Origin of the sequence: Arenibacterium halophilum (assembly GCF_005938225.1) — a bacterium.
Lineage (GTDB): Bacteria > Pseudomonadota > Alphaproteobacteria > Rhodobacterales > Rhodobacteraceae > Arenibacterium > Arenibacterium halophilum.
On sequence record NZ_VCPC01000001.1, the window covers coordinates 168,239 to 186,658 of the forward strand.

15 protein-coding genes and 1 tRNA gene are annotated in these 18,420 nt (G+C 61.4%); 8 read left to right on the forward strand and 8 right to left on the reverse strand.

Annotated features, from left to right (window positions below):
* The first annotated feature begins 31 nt into the window (after positions 1-31).
* From FGK64_RS00890 to FGK64_RS00905, 4 genes are all read left to right on the forward strand, one after another.
* Positions 32-1,006: a Bug family tripartite tricarboxylate transporter substrate binding protein gene (locus tag FGK64_RS00890; protein ID WP_138861928.1), complete on the forward strand. Its 975-nt coding sequence runs from the start codon at positions 32-34 to the stop codon at positions 1,004-1,006.
* Between the two features lie 95 nt (positions 1,007-1,101).
* Entirely contained in the window at positions 1,102-1,596 is a 495-nt protein-coding gene (locus FGK64_RS00895; RefSeq protein ID WP_138861929.1) for a tripartite tricarboxylate transporter TctB family protein, read from the forward strand.
* 1 nt (position 1,597) lies between these two features.
* Positions 1,598-3,103, forward strand: a complete 1,506-nt coding sequence (locus tag FGK64_RS00900) for a tripartite tricarboxylate transporter permease (RefSeq protein ID WP_138861930.1) — start codon at positions 1,598-1,600, stop codon at positions 3,101-3,103.
* 93 nt (positions 3,104-3,196) lie between these two features.
* Positions 3,197-4,030: a bifunctional allantoicase/(S)-ureidoglycine aminohydrolase gene (locus FGK64_RS00905; RefSeq protein WP_138861931.1), complete on the forward strand. Its 834-nt coding sequence runs from the start codon at positions 3,197-3,199 to the stop codon at positions 4,028-4,030.
* A 146-nt stretch (positions 4,031-4,176) separates the two neighbouring features.
* On the opposite strand, the gene FGK64_RS00910 is transcribed toward FGK64_RS00905, so the two are convergent.
* Complete coding sequence (locus FGK64_RS00910; protein WP_138861932.1) at positions 4,177-5,496, reverse strand: ATP-binding protein; 1,320 nt, start codon at positions 5,494-5,496, stop codon at positions 4,177-4,179.
* 125 nt (positions 5,497-5,621) lie between these two features.
* On the opposite strand from FGK64_RS00910, the gene FGK64_RS00915 reads away from it, so the two are divergent.
* From FGK64_RS00915 to FGK64_RS00925, 3 genes are all read left to right on the forward strand, one after another.
* Positions 5,622-6,542, forward strand: coding sequence for an MBL fold metallo-hydrolase (locus FGK64_RS00915; RefSeq protein WP_138861933.1), 921 nt, complete (start codon positions 5,622-5,624; stop codon positions 6,540-6,542).
* A gap of 72 nt (positions 6,543-6,614) precedes the next feature.
* A tRNA-Asn gene (locus tag FGK64_RS00920) sits at positions 6,615-6,689 on the forward strand.
* Positions 6,690-6,807: 118 nt separating this feature from the next.
* Entirely contained in the window at positions 6,808-9,084 is a 2,277-nt protein-coding gene (locus FGK64_RS00925) for a DUF6538 domain-containing protein (RefSeq protein ID WP_138861934.1), read from the forward strand.
* A gap of 43 nt (positions 9,085-9,127) precedes the next feature.
* Here FGK64_RS00925 and FGK64_RS00930 read toward each other — a convergent pair whose 3' ends face one another.
* Together FGK64_RS00930 and FGK64_RS00935 are read right to left on the reverse strand one after the other, a co-directional pair.
* Complete coding sequence (locus FGK64_RS00930) at positions 9,128-9,433, reverse strand: hypothetical protein (RefSeq protein ID WP_138861935.1); 306 nt, start codon at positions 9,431-9,433, stop codon at positions 9,128-9,130.
* Between the two features lie 93 nt (positions 9,434-9,526).
* Positions 9,527-9,916 (reverse strand): hypothetical protein, encoded by a 390-nt coding sequence (locus FGK64_RS00935; RefSeq protein WP_138861936.1) that lies wholly within the window; start codon positions 9,914-9,916, stop codon positions 9,527-9,529.
* Between the two features lie 353 nt (positions 9,917-10,269).
* Here FGK64_RS00935 and FGK64_RS00940 point away from each other — a divergent pair, with 353 nt between their 5' ends.
* Entirely contained in the window at positions 10,270-11,769 is a 1,500-nt protein-coding gene (locus FGK64_RS00940) for a DUF3987 domain-containing protein (protein WP_138861937.1), read from the forward strand.
* A gap of 226 nt (positions 11,770-11,995) precedes the next feature.
* Here FGK64_RS00940 and FGK64_RS00945 read toward each other — a convergent pair whose 3' ends face one another.
* The 5 genes from FGK64_RS00945 to FGK64_RS00965 form a co-directional block, all read right to left on the reverse strand.
* Positions 11,996-13,393: a hypothetical protein gene (locus tag FGK64_RS00945; RefSeq protein ID WP_138861938.1), complete on the reverse strand. Its 1,398-nt coding sequence runs from the start codon at positions 13,391-13,393 to the stop codon at positions 11,996-11,998.
* Between the two features lie 26 nt (positions 13,394-13,419).
* Complete coding sequence (locus FGK64_RS00950) at positions 13,420-15,489, reverse strand: tyrosine-type recombinase/integrase (RefSeq protein WP_138861939.1); 2,070 nt, start codon at positions 15,487-15,489, stop codon at positions 13,420-13,422.
* 29 nt (positions 15,490-15,518) lie between these two features.
* Positions 15,519-15,743 (reverse strand): helix-turn-helix domain-containing protein, encoded by a 225-nt coding sequence (locus FGK64_RS00955; RefSeq protein ID WP_138861940.1) that lies wholly within the window; start codon positions 15,741-15,743, stop codon positions 15,519-15,521.
* 238 nt (positions 15,744-15,981) lie between these two features.
* On the reverse strand, positions 15,982-17,994 hold the full coding sequence (locus tag FGK64_RS00960) for a 3'-5' exonuclease (protein ID WP_138861941.1): 2,013 nt from the start codon (positions 17,992-17,994) through the stop codon (positions 15,982-15,984).
* Entirely contained in the window at positions 17,991-18,404 is a 414-nt protein-coding gene (locus FGK64_RS00965) for a hypothetical protein (RefSeq protein WP_171053936.1), read from the reverse strand. Before FGK64_RS00965 ends, FGK64_RS00960 begins: the two co-directional genes overlap by 4 nt.
* Between the last annotated feature and the right edge of the window lie 16 nt (positions 18,405-18,420).

Here is an 18,420-nt window from a genome sequence, read left to right on the forward strand (position 1 = left end):
CCACCAACCAGACCACAACAGGAAGGACACCATGACACTCAAGCGTTTGACAGGGGCCATCGCGGCCTCGCTCATGCTGGCGGCGCCGGCGCTGGCGCAGGATTATCCCAGCAAGGACATCATGCACATCATGCCCTGGAGCGCGGGCGGCGGCACCGACACCGTGATGCGCACCTTCATGAACCATGCCGAAAAGTCGCTGGGCGTGGGCATCAACACCCAGAACGTCACCGGCGCGCAAAGCGGCGTGGGCACGCTGCGCCTGATGAAATCGCGCCCCGATGGCTATACCATCGGTTCGCTGACCTGGGACAGCGTGATCACCGTGCCTTATTACAAGCTGGTGCCGGGCTATGACACCGCCGAGTTGGCCTATCTGGGTTCGGTCACCGTGCACCCCACCGCGCTGGTTGTGCGTGCCGATGCGCCCTGGGCCTCGCTGGAAGAGTTCGTCGCCGCCGCCAAGGCCGAGCCGGGCACGCTGAAAATCTCGAACGTGGGCACCGGCGGCGTGTGGCACCTGCCCGCGCTGGATTTCGCCTCGCAGGCCGAGATCGACGTGCAGCACGTTCCCTACCCCAAGGGTTCGGGCCCGCAGCGCGAGGCGCTTCTGTCGGGTGAAACCGACGCCGCCTCGACCAGCATCTCGGCCGCCTATGCAGCCGTCGAGGCCGGTCAGGCCCGGGTTCTGGGTGTGATGGCCGACGAACGCGACCCCAGCTTCCCCGACGTCCCGACCTTCAAGGAAGCGGGCTATGACGTGGTCTGGGGCGGCTTCCGCCTGATCGCCACCCAGGCCGCCGTCAGCGAAGAGCACAAGGCCGCGCTGGAAACAGGTTTCGCCGCCGTCTTCGACGACCCCGAGTTCCAGAAAGTGGCCGAGGAAACCGGAATGGGCGCCGTCTGGATGAACCGCGAGCAGACCGCCGCCTATATCGAAGCCTCGCAAGCCAAGGCGTTTCAGCTGATGGACGCGCTGGTCGAACAAGGGCTGCTGGACAAGTAAACCGTCCGCTTACACTAGGTGATGGCCGGCATCAGACCGGCCCACCCACCGGGCCGGCGCGCGCCGCCGGCCCTGCCGCAACAGGGAAACACTGAATGCCACGCCTCTTGAACGGTCAGGTTCTTTTCGCCCTTGGCCTTGCCGCCATGAACACGATCTACGCCGGGCAGGTCGCTGCGATGGACCGCCCCTTTGCCACGGGCGAACCCGGCCCAGCCTTCCTGCCGATGATCTTGTGCGGGTTTGTCTATATCGCCGCCGCGTGGATCGTGATTGCCGAATTCCGCGCCGCCCCCGCCGTGCGCAGCACGCGCGACGCCTCTGACACCATTCCCGCGCTGCATGTGATCGGGCCTCTGGTCGCCATCGGGCTGACCGCGCTGTTCATCATCACGTTTTTCTACGCGGGCTACGCAGTGGCTGCCGCGCTTTACACATTCCTGATCGCACTGTTCTTCAACTACGAAACCACCGGCGCGCCGGTCCGCTCGGCGCTGATCGCGCTGGCAACCTCGGTCGGGGTCACGCTGTTCGGCTGGCTGTTCTTCGTCAAGCTGTTCGATCTGTATCTGCCGGTCTGGGGAGCCTGAGATGATTTCGGAAATCGCACAGGGCTTTGCCGCCCTCGCCCACCCGATGACCTTCCTGCACCTGGTCGGCGGCTTCATGCTGGGCCTCGTGTTCGGGGCCATCCCGGGCCTGACCGCCACGCTGGCCATCGCGCTGCTGCTGCCCTTCACCTTCGGCATGGATGTGTCGGACGCGCTGGTCATGGTGGCCGGCATCTACATGGCCGGCATCTACGCCGGGTCCATCACGGGCATCACGCTGAATATCCCCGGCGCGCCCTCGGGCGCCATCACCACCATCGACGGCCACGCCCTGATGAAACGCGGCGAAGGCACGCAGGCCTTGGGGATGAGCGCACTTGCCTCGGCCCTTGGCGGTCTGATCGGTGCCGTGGTGCTGATTGCGCTGGCGCAACCGGTCAGCGCCATTGCCCTGATGTTCCAGACCCCCGACAAGTTCTCGCTTGTACTGCTGGCCGTGGTCACTGTGACCATCGTCGCTTCTGGCCCGCTGATCAAGGCGATGATGGCCATGGCGCTTGGCCTGATGATATCGACCGTGGGGATCGACCCGATGGTGCCCGTGGGGCGGTTCGATTTCGGCAGCTACCACCTGATCGAAGGCATCGGGCTGCTGCCCGCCGTGATCGGCCTGTTCGCCGTGTGCGAGATGATCGCCCAATCCGCCGCACCATCAAGCCTGCAAAAGGCCGAGGCAGTGGCCAAGGTGGTGCGCCCGCGCCGCCGCGATTTCCTGCCCACCCGCGCCCATATCCGCGAAGTCGGGCTGATCGCCACTGTCAAAAGCGCGCTGATCGGCGTGGTCATCGGCATGTTGCCGGGCGGCGGCGCCTCAATGGCATCCTTCATCGCCTATGCCGAAGCCAAGCGCAGCGCCCGAGCGCCCGAAAAATTCGGCAACGGCTCCTATGAAGGGCTGGCCGCCTCGGAATCCGCCAACAACGCCATGTGCGGCGGCGCGGTGATCCCGCTGCTGACCATGGGCATCCCCGGAGACGCTGTCACCGCGATCATCTTCGGCGTGCTGCTGATCCACGGGCTGGTGCCCGGACCCGCGCTGCTGTCGGACAACCTTGTCGTGATCGCGCCGATGTTCGCGGCGCTCTTCGTGGCCTCGATCTTCGTGTTCCTGTCGGTTCTGGCCTTCGGTCCCGTCTACCTGCGCCTGTCGCAGATCAACCGTGGAGTGCTCTACGGCTTCATCGCGATGATCTCGATGGTTGGTGTCTATGCCTCGTCGTTTTCGTTCTTCCAGATGTGGATGGCGCTGGCGATTGGTGCGGTGGCCTTCCTGCTGCGCAGCTTCGGCTACCCGGTGGTGCCTGCGCTTATGGGCGTGATCCTAGGCCCCTATTTCGAGGAGTTCCTGCGCCGCTCGCTCATCGTCTCCGAAGGCGACCCGACGATCTTCCTGCGCAGCCCCGCCAGCGTGGTGCTGCTGGCACTGACCGCGCTTTTCATCTGGCTGCTCAGGGTCCGCCCGGCCCTGCGCGCCGCCAAAAGCTGACATTCTCAAAAAAAGGCGAAGGCTGCTGGTGCGTTCGCCGCACTGGCAGCCGCCCACGAACCTGCGCATAGTGGCCAAAAGTCAGGAGCCACCATGACCCGCCCATACTACGCCCCAACCGGCGGCCACCCCGATCAGACACAGCTGTTGACCGACCGCGCCGTCTTCACCGAAAGCTACGCCGTCCTGCCCAAGGGCACGATGCGCGACATCACCACCAGTTTCCTGCCCGGATGGGACAAGACCCGCCTCTGGGTGATCGCCCGCCCGATGACCGGCTTCGCCGAAACCTTCTCGCAATACATCATGGAGGTCGCACCGGGCGGCGGCTCCGACACCCCCGAAAGCGACCCGCAGGCCCAGGCCGCGCTGTTCGTCGTCGAAGGCACGGCCATGCTGACGGTGGGCGGCCAAACACATCAGCTTGCCCCTGGCGGGTTTGCCTATCTCCCCCCTGCCTCCAAATGGACCTTGCACAACACGGGCCAGGATACGCTGCGCTTTCACTGGATCCGCAAAGCCTGGCAACCCGCCCCGGGCCTTGATGTGCCCGATGTGCTGATCGCCAGCGATGCCGACACGCCCCCCACCCCGATGCCAGGAACCGAGGGCCGCTGGGCCACCACCCGCTTTGTCGATCCCTCCGACCTGCGCCACGACATGCATGTGACCATCGTGACGCTGGAACCGGGCGCGGTGATCCCCTTCATGGAAACCCATGTGATGGAACACGGGCTTTACGTTCTGGAAGGCAAGGCCGTCTACCGCCTGAATCGTGACTGGGTCGAAGTCGAAGCCGGCGATTTCATGTGGCTGCGTGCCTTCTGCCCCCAGGCCTGCTATGCCGGAGGCCCCGGTCGCTTCCGCTACCTGCTCTACAAGGACGTGAACCGGCATATGCCCCTCACACCGCTCGCGTGCGGCTGATGAAGAACGCGCTGACGCGCGTGCCTCCGGCGGGGATATTTATGGGCCCAAAGAAGCAGGGAACTTCTCTTCCTTCTTTGGGCATCAAATATCCCGGGGGAGTCCGCGCAGCGGGCGGGGGCAGAGCCCCCATCTCCGGTATCGGCTCAGCGCCCGATCACGATATCCGCGCGCAACCCGCCCAGACGCGTGCTCTGCCCTAGGCGCAGGACACCTCCGTGGGCACGAGCCACGTCATTCACGATGGCAAGGCCCAGTCCCACACCACCACCGGCGTTTTGGTTTCGCGCGGGATCCAGCCGCGAAAACGGTTTCATCGCCTCTCCGCGACGATCTGCCGGGATACCGGGTCCATCGTCCTCGACGCGGATGCGCAGGGATTTTTCCGTGAGGACAACAGACACTTCGGCCTTGGTGCCATAGCGGGTCGCATTGCCCAGCAGGTTGTCAATCGCGCGCCGTATTGCCACCGGTCGCAGCGCAATGCGTCCGTGACCCGTGGTCTCGACCAGGCTGACTTGGCTGCCTGCGCGCACCGCATCGTCCACCGCCAGGCGCACAAGCGCGATCGGGTCGCAGGATTCCGGCTCTCCCTCACCGGCGCCGCGCGAAAATTCAAGAAACGCGTCGACCAGTCGCTGCATGTCATCAACGTCGCGCATCAGCGGTTCGGCATCCTCGCTGTCGATCAGGGACAAACCCAACTTCATGCGCGTGAGCGGCGTGCGCAGATCGTGGCTGACTCCCGAGAGCATCATGGTGCGTTGCTCAATCTGCCGTTCGATCCGCGCCCGCATATCCAGAAACGCGCCCCCCGCGGCCCGCACCTCAATCGCGCCCGACGGCGCATAGGGCACCACCCGTCCACGGCCGAAGGCCTGCGCCGCGGCAGCAAGCCGCGTGATCGGGCGCAGCTGGTTGCGCAGGTAGAGGAATGAGATCAGCGTCATCAGCAAGCCGAAGAAGACCATCGTCACGATCAACTGATGCGGCGCCGCCGCCGTGACCCGCCGCCGGTTAAAGCTAATGTGCGCCGGGCCTTCGTCCGTCTCGACGAAGACGTGTACGATGCGGTTGTCAGGCAAGTCGACAGCCACAACCTCGGGCAATCGCCCATGCAACGTGTCGCGCACGACCCGACCGGAATAGTCAAAAAATCCGATGCTGTCCGAAACCGGAAGCTTTTCAGCGGGAATGAATTCCAATGTCATCTGGAACCCGGTGAGCAGGCTCATGAGATCGCTGCGCGTGGTATCCGTTTCCGGCTCGGCCGCGATTTCAGTCAGGATGACGTCAATCGCACGCACGGTATTCAACGTCATCTGCGTGGTCACATCCTCCAGATGCTGCTGGATGAATGCAACAGACACCACAAGTTGCACCACCACCACCGGCAGCACGAGGATAAGTGCGGCCCGGCCAAAAAGACCGCGCGGCATATATGTTTTGAGCCATTTGAACGACATGGCCAGACCCTAGTGCGTTGCGCATCCTTTAGAAAGCGGGATCCGTCGGCGCGCCTCCTGCCTGAGCTTGCCCGCAAAACGCCCTCGGGCTATCCCTGTGCGACACATTCTGAAAGGCCCGTCCGATGCTTGCGCCCGATGATTTCGACCCGCCGGTTCTCGTCCCCGAGGAGATCGCGCCGGGCCTGCGCCGGATCGTGGCGCCCAATCCCTCTCCGATGACCTATCGCGGCACCAACACCTATCTGCTGGGAACTACCGACATTGCCGTCATCGATCCGGGCCCTTTGGACACGGCCCATCTGGATGCGATTTGCGCAGCCATCGGCCCAAGCCAGCGGCTGAGCCACATCATCGTCACGCACAGCCATCTGGATCACTCCCCTCTTGCCCGCCCTTTGGCCAACCGCACAGGGGCCCCTGTTCTCGCCTTCGGCGACGCAACAGCAGGCCGCAGCACGGTGATGGCACAATTGGCGGACGCGGGAATGGTGTCAGGGGGCGAAGGGATCGACCATGATTTCGCCCCGGATCAGAGGATTGAAGATGGCGAGGTGATCTCCGCCGAAGGCTGGTCGCTGCGCGTCATCCATACGCCGGGGCACCTTGGCAACCATGTCGCCCTGGGTTGGGGCAACCGATGCTTTACCGCTGATCATGTCATGGGCTGGGCCACGTCGATCGTATCGCCCCCCGACGGCGATCTGACCGATTTCATGGCGTCGTGCCAGCGTCTGCGTACGCACGACTGGGAAGTTTTCTATCCCGGACATGGCGCCCCGGTCACCGACCCACGCGCACGGCTCGACTGGCTGATCTCACACCGCCTGTCGCGCGAAGCGTCGATCCTTGATCAACTTGGCTCGGGTCCAGCCACGGCCGAGGCCCTTGCTCGCGCGATCTACACCGAAACGCCAGCCGCCCTTTTGCCCGCGGCCACACGGAACGTTCTGGCGCATCTTGTTGATCTGAAATTGAAAAACCGTGCAAGCCCGATCGGCTCCCTATCCGAAACCGCCCGCTTTCAACTCATGCCCGATACCTAAGAATTTTTTCCAGCTTTTTCGCGGTATCGCTCTGGACGCCAGAAAAAACCATTGCTATATCGCCTCCACCGTTCCGGCGTAGCTCAGCGGTAGAGCAGTTGACTGTTAATCAATTGGTCGTAGGTTCGATCCCTACCGCCGGAGCCAATATCCTAATAAGCTACTGAAAACCAAAGGGTTCACCGATCCAGAATCGGAGCCCGACGACGGGGTGCACAATCTGGTGCACACGGCGGTGCACACACCCGTGCACAGGAGCATCTCGATGCCCCGGAATCGCAGCCTCCCCCTTCACCTCGAACATCGTCCCGCGGGCTACGCCTGGCGCCGCCGCGTGCCCCGCAGTCTCGGTGCCCCAACCCCCTCCAAACCCCTTGAGAGGGAATTTTTCTGTTTCTCGCTCCGAACGCATGTCCTGCGCGATGCGAAGATCCTGAGCGCGCGCCTGACGGCCCTCAGTGACAAGGTCTTCGCCGCAGCTGCGGAGAAGACGATGACAATCGCGCCCGAGATGACGAATAGCTTGCTGACCGGCCTGGCCCGGTTCGAGATCGAGGCCTTCGAACGGTCCCGCGCCCTTGCCGGGTCGCGAAGCCCAGAGGTTGCGGCTCTCGATCTCGAACGCGAGGCCGCACTTCAGGATACGCTGCGCAGGGCCATCTACCTCGGAGATCGCGAGGTGGCGCGCGCGCCCCTCCGAAACGTTGCAGCGCTTCTGGGACTGGCGCTTGATGAGGCTGATCAGGATTGGACGGCACTGGCCTACGAAGCGACCAGGGTCTTGCTCGATGTCAGTGCAGAGAGAGCACGACGTCAGCAAGGCATCTTCGATCAGCCGACCGTATACTTCCGCCGCGCCGTCGACACCAACATTCGGGCATACATTTCCCCGAGTTCAGTTACCCCGCTTCCCCCGGTCTCCGTCACGCCGGCAAACCTCGCATCGGACGTGGCCCGGACGCCGGTGCAAGCAGCGGAAACGCCAGCCTCACGGCCTGACACCTCCAGGGCCACCCACGTCGCCACGTCGCCGTCGGTTGCTGTTCGTGAAAAAGCCTCCGGTTCGACGCCGCCCCTTTCGCATACTGTCGGCGCGATCGATCCGGACACGACCATATATGAAGGCGTCGCAATTCCGGTTGTTCGTCCGTTCGGACTGAAAGCCCCGAAGGGCCTGAGCGATGCCCAGGCTCAAGAGAACCGCATCTCCATGCGTCCACCCAACATCCACGTCGCGGTTCACAAGCTCCCTGAAGCTTCCCAGCGCGCGCTTGCCAAGGCGCGTGGAATCACGTTGCCGGAAGCCATCAACCTGTTCTTTGACCTCAAGGACCTCGGATATCAGAACGATTTTGCAAGACCGCAGAAACGAGATGGACTGGCCGGAGAAAAGTTCAAAAAAGAGAACGTCAGCAGGCTTCGGCTTGCGAGCGATTACTGGCCGGAAGAGCTCGGATCCGGTCCGGTCGACGAAATCGATCCGGAATCCGTGAACGATGCCCTCGAAAGGCTCTGGCGTCTCCCGACGCACCACGGAAAATTCGCCCCGTTCCTTGCCACGGACGGGTATAAGGATCTGATCGAACGATGTGATTCCAAAGCGGCCGAACTGGAGGCCGAGTTGAAACGGATGAAGTCTGCCGGTGCCACCGACGAGGAAATCGATCGAAAGCGGCAGGAGGATCAAATCCCCCGCCTGAAGGTCGACACCTACCTCAAGCACGCTCGCGTGCTCGGAGCCGTGGGGAAAATGCTCATGGACATGCAGTTGATCGATGTGAATCCGTTCGCCCTGTGCGTCTGGACGAACAAGGAGGTGAAGAAACTCCGTAGCCGCGAGAACATCAAAGCTCGGGTCGCCTGGGACGACAGACTGCATGATCTGTTCCGCTCGCCCATCTTCCAGGACGAACTGGAAGATGTCGGTGAGCCGCTCTTCTGGGCGCCGCTGATTGCGGTGCACAACGGGCTGCGGCAGGAAGAAGTTCTTCAACTCGGCCCGGACGACTTCGGCTATGAGGACGGCCATCTCTACATGAACGTCACGAATTCCGAGGTCAATTCCATCAAGACCGAAGCCAGCCAGAGACAGGTTCCAGTCCACCAAAACCTGATCGATCTTGGGATCGAGAAACTCATTGCCTTGCGAAAGTCCGAGGGCAGGATACGCCTGTTCCCGAAATTGACCCGTGGCAAATGGAAGGGGACTCTCACCGAGAATTTCTCGAAGAAATTCAATTACTACCGCCGAGACAACGAGGTCTACCGGCCCGGCCTGGATTTCCACGCCTTCCGGACCACGGTGAACAACTACCTGCTGAGCGACAATCTGGCCGATTCCATCCGTCGTCGGCTCATGGGGCACGCGCCGCTCGACGAAGGGGAAAAATCCTATGCTCAGAGCCTCAGAATGAAGCCACTCTTCCAGAGACTGGCCTCAGTTGAAGTCGACATTTCCATCATTCGCAGGCCATTCGAACAGGACCGCGCTATCGTCAACGCGAAGGCGAAGGAGCGCGGTCTGAGGGTCGTGGGGCAATAACTGTCAAGGTGATGCCCCGGCTCTTTGACCGGGGCATCGGCCATCAGTTCGGGAAGCGCGCCGCAAGCTCTGTCACCCGAGCACCGTGCCAGCGGAACGCTCCCGGACAGACGCCATGCGGGATATCGGACCCGATGAGCAGGTTGGACACTGCACGCAACGCATGCCCGGCGCCAACCGGATCGACACTGTCTCCGTCCAACGCCTTCTGGAGTTCCTTCGCGAGGTAGAGCCCGCTCTCACCAGCGACATCGCGCAATAGTTGGCTGAAGCTGCTGCCATGTTCGCACAGGAACTGCTTGGCATCCGCTGCTGCACACATGACGCCGCCATTCGTTGTCATATTCATGACAAGTCTCCTGACCAGGGTCGGTCATTGGACCGAGCTGAAACCTGCTGCCGTCAAGCACCGCCGGCTGTCACCGGCGGTGTCGGAGGCCTTTCAGGCCATTTCCTCCATGTCAGCTTCGATGCCGGACGCGCAAAGCACCTCCCGCATTTGGTCGGTCAGGAGGCAGATTTCCTCTACGACCGGATCGCAGGGATCAATCGCAGCGAAATATCCCATGTAGGGTTGCCCAGGGTCGTCGACTTGCTCCAGAGACAAGAGTTCCATGATCTGGAGGAGCATGATGCGGGCACGGGGCGTGACGGTCTGATCTTCTGTGAGCCTTTCGAGGCACCGGTCGACCAGACGGGCACTGTCGTAGCCGCCCAGAAGCCGAGCTGCATGCCACAGAGCTTCGTAGTGCTCCGAGACAAAGGAGAGGATGGCATTCATGGGGTGGGTCACCCTGTCCTTGCGGACGAACGCAGAGGTTGTGTGGATCATCGTGATGGGCTCCGGGTTGTTTCCGCGTCATGCGCGGGTCAAGAATTCCGGTCCGGATCCCATGTTTGCGTCGGATCGCCTGTAGACGATCATCGTCTGTGCCATCTCGTGGTGCCGCGCACCGTATGACCCAACTTTCTTGCCATCCTTCCCGGGCTGCCTCTCAAGGCGGTTGCCCTTCGTCTCTCGTCAGATGGAGACGGAGGGAAACCGCCCTCCCAGCCCGATAAGCTCGGCCACCGGTTCCGCCACGATTTCTCCTCAATAAATCGCACCTTCCCACACCGGATCATTTCCGCCGCAAGATCGATGAACCGATTTGCTGACGACACGAAGAATGGAAGGAGACCATCGTGTCGAAACGAACCATTATGGGGATAGTCCAGAGCATCTTGTCCCGTTCCCAGCAGTCGGCCGAAGGAACGTCCGGGATCACGAAAGCGACAAAGGTCCGCTTGCCCACAGGCGAGGCCCCGCAAAAATGGAACTCGCCCTCCCCGCTACCACACGCCGAGCCCGCGGCTATTGCCTACCCGGTCGAGAGCCTTAGCGAAGGGCTCGGGAAGGTCGTGCGCGCCGTCGCAGCAACGACCCAAGCCCCGGAAGCCATTGCCGCTCAGTCGGTGCTGGCAGCTGTATCCTTGACCTACGCAAGCCGCGCCAGCGTGCAGACCCTGGGGTCATCTGCGAATGCGGCATGCTTTTTCGTCCTCGTCGCGCTCTCCGGCGAACGCAAGAGCGCGACGGACAGGTTGACGATGGGCGGCGTGAACCGAACGGTGCTGGAACTGCGGCAGGAACACGAAGAACTGGTCAAAGAGCATGAGGACGCGCTGCGGAACCTCGAACGCGGTGACCCCGCGCCGTCGCGACCGGAATTTCCGAACTTCCTGGTCACGGAACCGACCATCGAGGGGGCGTTCAAGGCCATCTCGTCGAGGGCTGGCTTCCTGGGCTGGTTCTCGGATGAAGCTTCGACGTTCTTCGGCGGCCACTCGATGTCGAAGGAAAAACAGGCGCTGACGTGCGGAACTCTGTCACAGCTGTGGGATGGCTCGTTTTTCGTTCGTCCCCGCGCCAGCCAAGACGGCGACGGATACGTTCCGCCGACCCCGACAACGCTCAACCTGATGTTCCAACCAAACCTCATCCGGGACAGCTTCGGCAACGAGTTCATGCTCGGTCAGGGGATCCTGGCGCGCATGCTTCCGGCCTGGCCGGAGAGCAATATGGGTAAGCGTCGATATCGACCGATTGCGCCGTCTGACGACGCGATCGTTAGGGTGTTCCAGGATGACACTGCGCGCGCTCTTCGCGACACCCTGGCCGATCCGACCGTGAAGGCCCTGAGACTGTCCGATGGCGCTTTCCGTCAATGCGTGGCCTTCCACGACGATGTCGAAGGTGAACTCGGCCGCGGGAAGTGGGCCGCGGATATCAGCAGCTTTGCCGCAAAGGCCCCGGAACATGCTTGCCGGATCGCCGCCCTGATGACGCTCTACGAGGACCCGGATGCAACGCTCGTGTCGGAAGGCACCATGCCGGGCGCATGCGAGATCGTTCGCTACCATCTCCAGCAGTTCAAATACCTGTGTGTTTCTGGCACGAATGAAGAAGCCGTCGCGCACGCTCAGAAGCTGCTGGATTGGCTCCGGAGCAACTTTGCGCCGGGTAGCGGCTTTGCGACTGACGTCGTCTTGCAGAAAGGACCTGTGCGCACCCGGACCCGCAAGGCGATGGATATGGCTCTTGGCATCCTTGTTCAACACGAGTGGATCGCAAAACTGCCTGAGGGAACCGTGGTCGATGGAAAGGCTCGTCGTCGGGCCTATCAACTAAATCCGAGCGCGTGACCCATAGCGCCCCGGTCACCGACCTTCATCGGTGGCTGGGGCAGCATGTTGAACCGGAACTCGAAGTTTCCGCGGCGGCTGACAGCTGTTGAAGGAAAGTCCGGAAATTGTTGAGGACGGTCTGGTGCCACCCCATGCGGGTGGAAAGAACCCGTTCTACACGATGCCATAATAGTGCAGCGATTACGGTTACTTACGGAACGCTGCGGCGGTGAGCCTCGTCTCTCTACAACTTTAGCTCCGCTGAGTAAGACCGTCGAGCTGCGATGAATACCGAATGGTCACGTGCGGCCCGCACGCCCTGGGCGTGATCGTAGCTCGCCATTGTCGTTGTGGCGCTTTTGTGGTCGAGAAGCGCTGGTGCGATGTAGCCGCCGCTTTGGAGCTCTTCAGATGCCTCGGTCGCCACGTTGTCCCGCACCCGATGCACACTGACGCGAACCCCGAGGTGGCGCTCAGTCAGGTTCCCGGTCAGAACCCCTATCTGTTTAGAGGAAATTGCCGAGCCGATATCGAGAAGGCTCGGAAACATCATGGTTCCATCATCGAAGAACGGGCGATAGGTCCGCTGGTATCCGTCGATTGCGTTCCAAAGATCGGAATTCTCGATCACGCGGTCGTATCCGCCGCGGCCCTTCTTGTGTTCCCGCAGTTTCAACGCGGACCCGGGCAGACGGATCCTGATGTGCGGATGGTCGAGCAGGATGACGGTCTGGCCGATGTCGAAATGGGACATGGCACGGGCGCGCTGGGGCACAGCAGCGGCCAACATCAGCAGAAGGCCATTCCGGTAATCGCGAGCTTGGTGCAGGCCCCTCGGCCCTCTCGCCCGGGCACCTTCGATGAGGTCACATCCCAGGTCATAGATCGTAGATGCGCCGACCAGCTGAGCGCGGGTCTTCGTCGGCGAACCCGCGCGTTTCGCGCGCGCGCGATGCAGGGAGGTGACGTGGTCGCAGGCGGTGCTGGTGAATCCGGGCGTGTAGCTGGCACGATACCCCGCCATGATGCGAACCAGGTAGTCAGTAATGCTCCGGGCTGAAACGCCGTCTTCCTCCAAGTCACCAGCGTATTGCCAGAAGGTCGTCCCTGTGGGCTCAACAGAATGCCCGAGGCTTTCACACCACCTCGTCCAGCGCAGCAGGCTGATAGACACGGCCTCGAGATAGCTCAGGCTCCATACGTTTTTTGTCCCGCCCAAATCGGTGCCCATCTTCAAGAGCAACCCTTTATGGTGTTCGTCCGGAAGCCGGCTGATCAATCTGCGGACGCGTTCCGCTTGCGGCAATACGCTATTCTTTGGCTCGCAACGGTGAGAGCGGATAAGTCGAGCGATCAATGCGGCAAAGGGCATCCCCCAGAGAACCGGAGCCGCCGCTTGAATATAGAACAGTTGGCCGACGGCCACGTGCGGTCCACGCGTCTCGGAGTTATCCGCCAGGTATCCTTGCAACTCCTCGCGCACGGGAGGTTCACAAAGTGAACGCTCCCTTCCGCGCCAATGGGAAAAATTTTCCAGCGCCATGACGACCGGCGCAAGGTCGAGGTCTGGCCGATCGAGGCTCAGCTCGGCGTGAATCTCTCGGGACACGGATACGAACCGCTTTGATCCTATGGGTGCCATGGGCATCTCCTTCGTTCCCGGCAGCGTCATGACCGTGTGCCGCGAATTTTCCGCTTCGTGAGGTGCTTCTGCCAACGCTCCAGCGCGAGGGTTTCATCGATTTCGGCATAGAATTCGAGCGTGGTCTCGAGGGTCTTGTGCCCGAGAAGCCGCTGAACATCTGGCAGCCGATTGGGATCTTCCCTGAGCCAGAGCCAGCCAAGAAAGTGCCGATATAAATGCGGATTCATCCGGATTCCGACAACCCGTTTCGTGTGCCGCATCAGTCGCTCCGGAAGACCACTGTAGGCTTGTCCTGGCGCGCCTGTGATTGCTTGAAACGGGAACAGATAGGGGTTCCGGTCATCGCCCTCGCGAAGGACGCGGCAACGGACCTTGTCGATGTAGAGCCGCAGTCGCCGCGACTCATTTCCACCGAGCGGTATCGGCAGGTCAGGATCACTCCCGTCGCGCATCTTGACTTCGATATTGGGCACCGTGATCGTCGCAAGACCTTCACGCCAGGAGATCCACGACAGCTTTATGCCGGTGGCGTTGGCTTTGCGGGGCGCACGTGCGAGCAGGATGTCACTCGCCACGACGCACATCATGTCGCGAGCCATTTCGACATCGAGGCAATCGAGGCGCTTCATGCCAGGGTGTTGTCTCACGGACCGATCCAAGCGAGCATTGACTTCGTCCGTGAGGATTTCCCCCAGGTCGAGGAGCCGTTGCTCTTTCTCCCCAACGATCTTACGGAGCTTAGCCTTGTTCCGTTCCGCTATCCCTTTCGAACCCGTGGAGTAGTCGCTGATCAGCGACGCGATATCATCGATCTCCGTGTCTGGTCTACCGACGTAGTCCCGAGCCATCTTCTTGATGGCCTTGCCCATCGTTGACGCGTAGCTGCTTGGGAATTCCTTGGAGCTGTTGGCGGCCGTGACGGCTTCCAGAACAGCTTCGACGACAGTAGGATCGCTATACTCCTCGACGCTTTCGATGAGATATCCCGTGGACGCGAACAGTGCTTTCGCTCCCGCGACCAAGATGCCACGACGGTTGGCAAGCGTTGCCTCAGACCAGGTTTCATCTTCGACCAGGAAGCCCGCCGACTTCCGCTCCGCCTCCGTTTTCTTCTTTCCGCCCTTCCTCGGCTTCAGAAGCGCGAGCTTGCCAGTGACCTTCTTTTCCGCATCTTCACGATCCAGGTGCGCCACGAAGTCTGCATGGGACAGGCCTTCCCGCGATTCCATGCCCATCACCCAACGAGTGAAAGGGCCGTCGAATTCGCGCAAAAAACCTTCCAGCGTTGATACAGGAACATCATACTTGTCGCGCTGATCGCCGAAGGGATGATCCACACAATGAAAGCCATATTCGGCAAAAGCCGGTTCCAATGCGAGACGGCAGCACAATCCCGCTATCCGCTTGACGTGCTTACGGCACACCGCTTCGGTTTTCGCGGTATCATCGCAGCGATAGTGAAAATACTGAAGCAGCACATGGGTGTCGACCTGACTCGGCAGAAGGCGTTCCCGGTCGAGGAAAAAGAAGAACGCTCCGGCGTTCAGCTTGAGATCTTCGGGCAGTGTCGAACTCTGGATGGCCTCGTAGATGTCCCGATGGAGCCCGCTGACATCGCGGATGCTTTGCTTGCGGTTTCCACCACATGCGAGATCGATAGCCGTCATGAAGTCGGACTTGTAGCTGTGGAAGCTTCTTGGTGCCAATCCCAAGGTGGCAGCGGACCAGCCGGCGAAAAGCTCCACCGCGCGTCGGCGGTCGACTTCCTCGGTTTCCGGGACCCATTCCGCTGCCCTTAGCACAGTATTGACACGAGATCGCAGCCGCCGATTACGGCTGTCGACGTCGCGGTCTCCGGTTGCGATGCCCAGGCGCGTAATGAGCTGTGCATACGTCGTTCTTGGCTCCGTATCCGGCAGTTCGACGTTCATTGCCCGACCGAGGGCATCCAAGATTTTCCGGCCTGGTCGATGCCCTGGTCGGTTCAGAATGGTGGCGACCGCCTTCGGATAGAGGCCTGCCTCCATCGACAGCGCCCGCATTGAAAGCCCGGTGATCTCCAGGTGTTCCCGAATTTTGTCCTGCAACGACATATTGGTCTTCCCCTACAGAATGGCTGGCGCTACTCGAGATCGAGATCCGCCCTCCGAACGGGGCGGATACGATGCTCGAAAAGCGCCAGCCAATCAGCATGGATCAACCAGGACTTTCCCACCTTCGTCGCTTCAAGACGCACATGACCACGCTCGGTCTTGCAGCCGTCAACGATCCAATCTCGGATCGTCCTGGGGTGCCGACGCAGCTTCTCTGCCACCTCTGCAACGGTATGATAATGTTCGTTTGGCATCGTCTCGCTCCTTCTGACCGGAAAGGAACTACGCCCCAGGCCACGCCACAAAAGCGAATGACGGAAAAATCGAAGAAGACGCGACGTCGAAGCCGGATTCGGCGCTCCAAGGCTGCTAATCCTGCGAAAGGCTGTGAGGAATTCTCAGGATTAGCAGGCGCGCCAAGTGGTTTGATCAACGATCATCGCGCCTGAACAACAGTGAACCGGCGATATTCGGTATCGCCGCAACCTGTAGCTACTGCCCGGACCCATCAGAGGGGACAGTTTCAAGGGCCGCAAGGTCTGCCAGGAACTCAGAAACCGGCTCGGTCCCGGAGAGCCACAGGAAATCTCTGGCGCGTGTGGCGGCGACGTAGAGCAGATGGCGTTCAGTCGCCATGACCTCGTCGAGTTGCGCCTCATCCAGAGCAGCAAGCAGACGCGCATTGTCCGGGAGAACATCATGGTTCAACCCAGCGACCGCAACGGCCCTGAACTCGGCACCCTTTGCATCATGCATCAGCATGACTTGGGCCTTCAGGTCTTCGAACTGTCTCACCTGAACCGTCGAGCGGACCAGGACGGCAATTTCGTCCGCCTCGACACCACGGCGCCGAAGGTCATCGATCCATTGTCCAAGATCATCGTGTTCCCGATGAGGATCATCGAAGATCCGTATAGCCGGTGCTGGGCCGTCGAAGACCGAGGTCACACCCAGGCGGCTTTCTTCGCTGCCATCGGCTTCCACGAGCGTTTCAGGCAGCAAGGTGTCGCTGCGCCTCCGGATCTGATGAGACGTCCTGTAGTTCACCTTCAGGCTGCGCGAACGTCCACGTATGTCAATGCCGGCCGCGGCCCATGGAAATGGAGCACGGAAAATCCTCTGGCCGATGTCTCCGGCGAAGAAGAGACCGTTGGGACTCGCACCGAGAGCGTCGGCCAGCAAAAGAAGCTCCGGCACCGAAATGTCCTGTGCTTCGTCGACGACAACATGTGTCCATGGGAAATGGCCATGGCCGCGCAAGTCATGCGCACTCGATGCCTCTGTGGTAAGTCCTTCCACCTCAAGCCGCGACCTCGTGGCGTCAAAGACAGCCCATAGGGCCTCCCGCCGCGACGCCGCCATGCGCTGCTTCCGACCGAGCCGCGGCAGATCGCGATACGTCTCGGCATCCCGAACGTTCCACGCATCGATGATCAGGGACCATTCGTCGAAAAGGAACTCCGGATCGACAGTGAGCGACGCTCCTGCCGCAGCCTCTTCCAGGAATCGTCGCAGGGTCATTTCGTCGACGACGTCGACTCCGCCGAACCGCTCGGCATGTAGCCGGTGGATCACGGACCCCAAGCTTTCGACAGTGATCCTTTCCATGGCCGAAGGCAGTGCGACCAGCGGCAACTTTTGACGAAGCAGGTCGGCCAGACGTCGGTTGAAAGTGGTCAGCAGGACGTGAGCGGACGGATCGGCGGCGAGGCGGACGGCACGGTGAAGAGCGACCACGGTCTTGCCGGTGCCGGCAGAGCCGATTACCCGGGCCGGCCCATTGAAGTCGCGATCCACGTATTCCCGCTGTGCCGGATGGAGGAAAACGGTCCATTTTTCCCAAGGAGCATCCAGTGCCGCACGGAGTTCTTCGACGTCTTCCACAACGCGGAACCGCCGCAGCGCATCCGGGTGAGACCACGGATCCTGTCCGGTCGCGAAAGCGATGGAGGGTGTCGGCCGTTCCCCGGTCGCAGCGGCGAGGATGGCGTCGGCAGCCTCGGACGGCAGATAGCCTGCAATATCCAGAACGGTTTCGTCTGTGGCCTCCCGAACGGTGCCGATCCAGTCCTCCGGCACGCCCCACGACAGGAGCGTTTCGTCGGTTTCGGACTCGAACAGCCGTGGTAGGAGAACGGCCTCTTCGACGAAGCGGTGGACGACAACATCCTCGACTGTTTCGCGCGCTTCGACGATCTGGATAGCGCCGGTCTTCGGGTGTGCCTCGATCCGCCGGGTCTCGGCCCAACGATAGGCGTCATCATGGTGGCCAACCCATGCCAGCAGCGTATCGCCGTCGGTCTTGTGGATGACCATCCGGATGTCCCGCGTGACGCGCGCGGTCCAGAAGTTCGGATCCTTGGCACGGTCGACACGGTGCATCTGGAAGCCGGGCAGGCTCGGGTCCATCTGGAAGTCGAAAGCGGACTGTTTGACGGCTTTCTGTTCCTGCGGCGTCAGCTTGGCCAGTGCGTCGTAGAAGGTGTCGGCTATGCGGTGGGTCATGCTTCCATTCCGCCCTGTCTCCGAATGATCAACTTGGCCCGCTCCGTGGCAAGATGACGCCACCGTGTTTCGCGCTCTGGAAAAAAGGGATTCCGCGTCTCCGGAACCATCCTTTCATAGAGTTCCGCCATTTCGAAGGCGGCGATTTCGAACACCATATTCATTCGATGATCTTGAACGAACCTTGACGAGAGCTCGGACATGACGGTTCCGGCGGCCTTTCGCGCGCGTTTAGTGAGAGGCCGTCCTTCAAAGTTCCTCCGAAGGCCATTAAGATGGTCCTCCAGCTGGCGATCCGAAAAAAAGTGCTCGCCAGGGCCGAAATCGCTCAAAGCCCGGGCGTATTCGACCTCCTCCACCCATTCACGAGGTGGATTGGCACGCGGTCTTTCAATCGAACTACCGCCCATGTAATTTCCAGGCCGC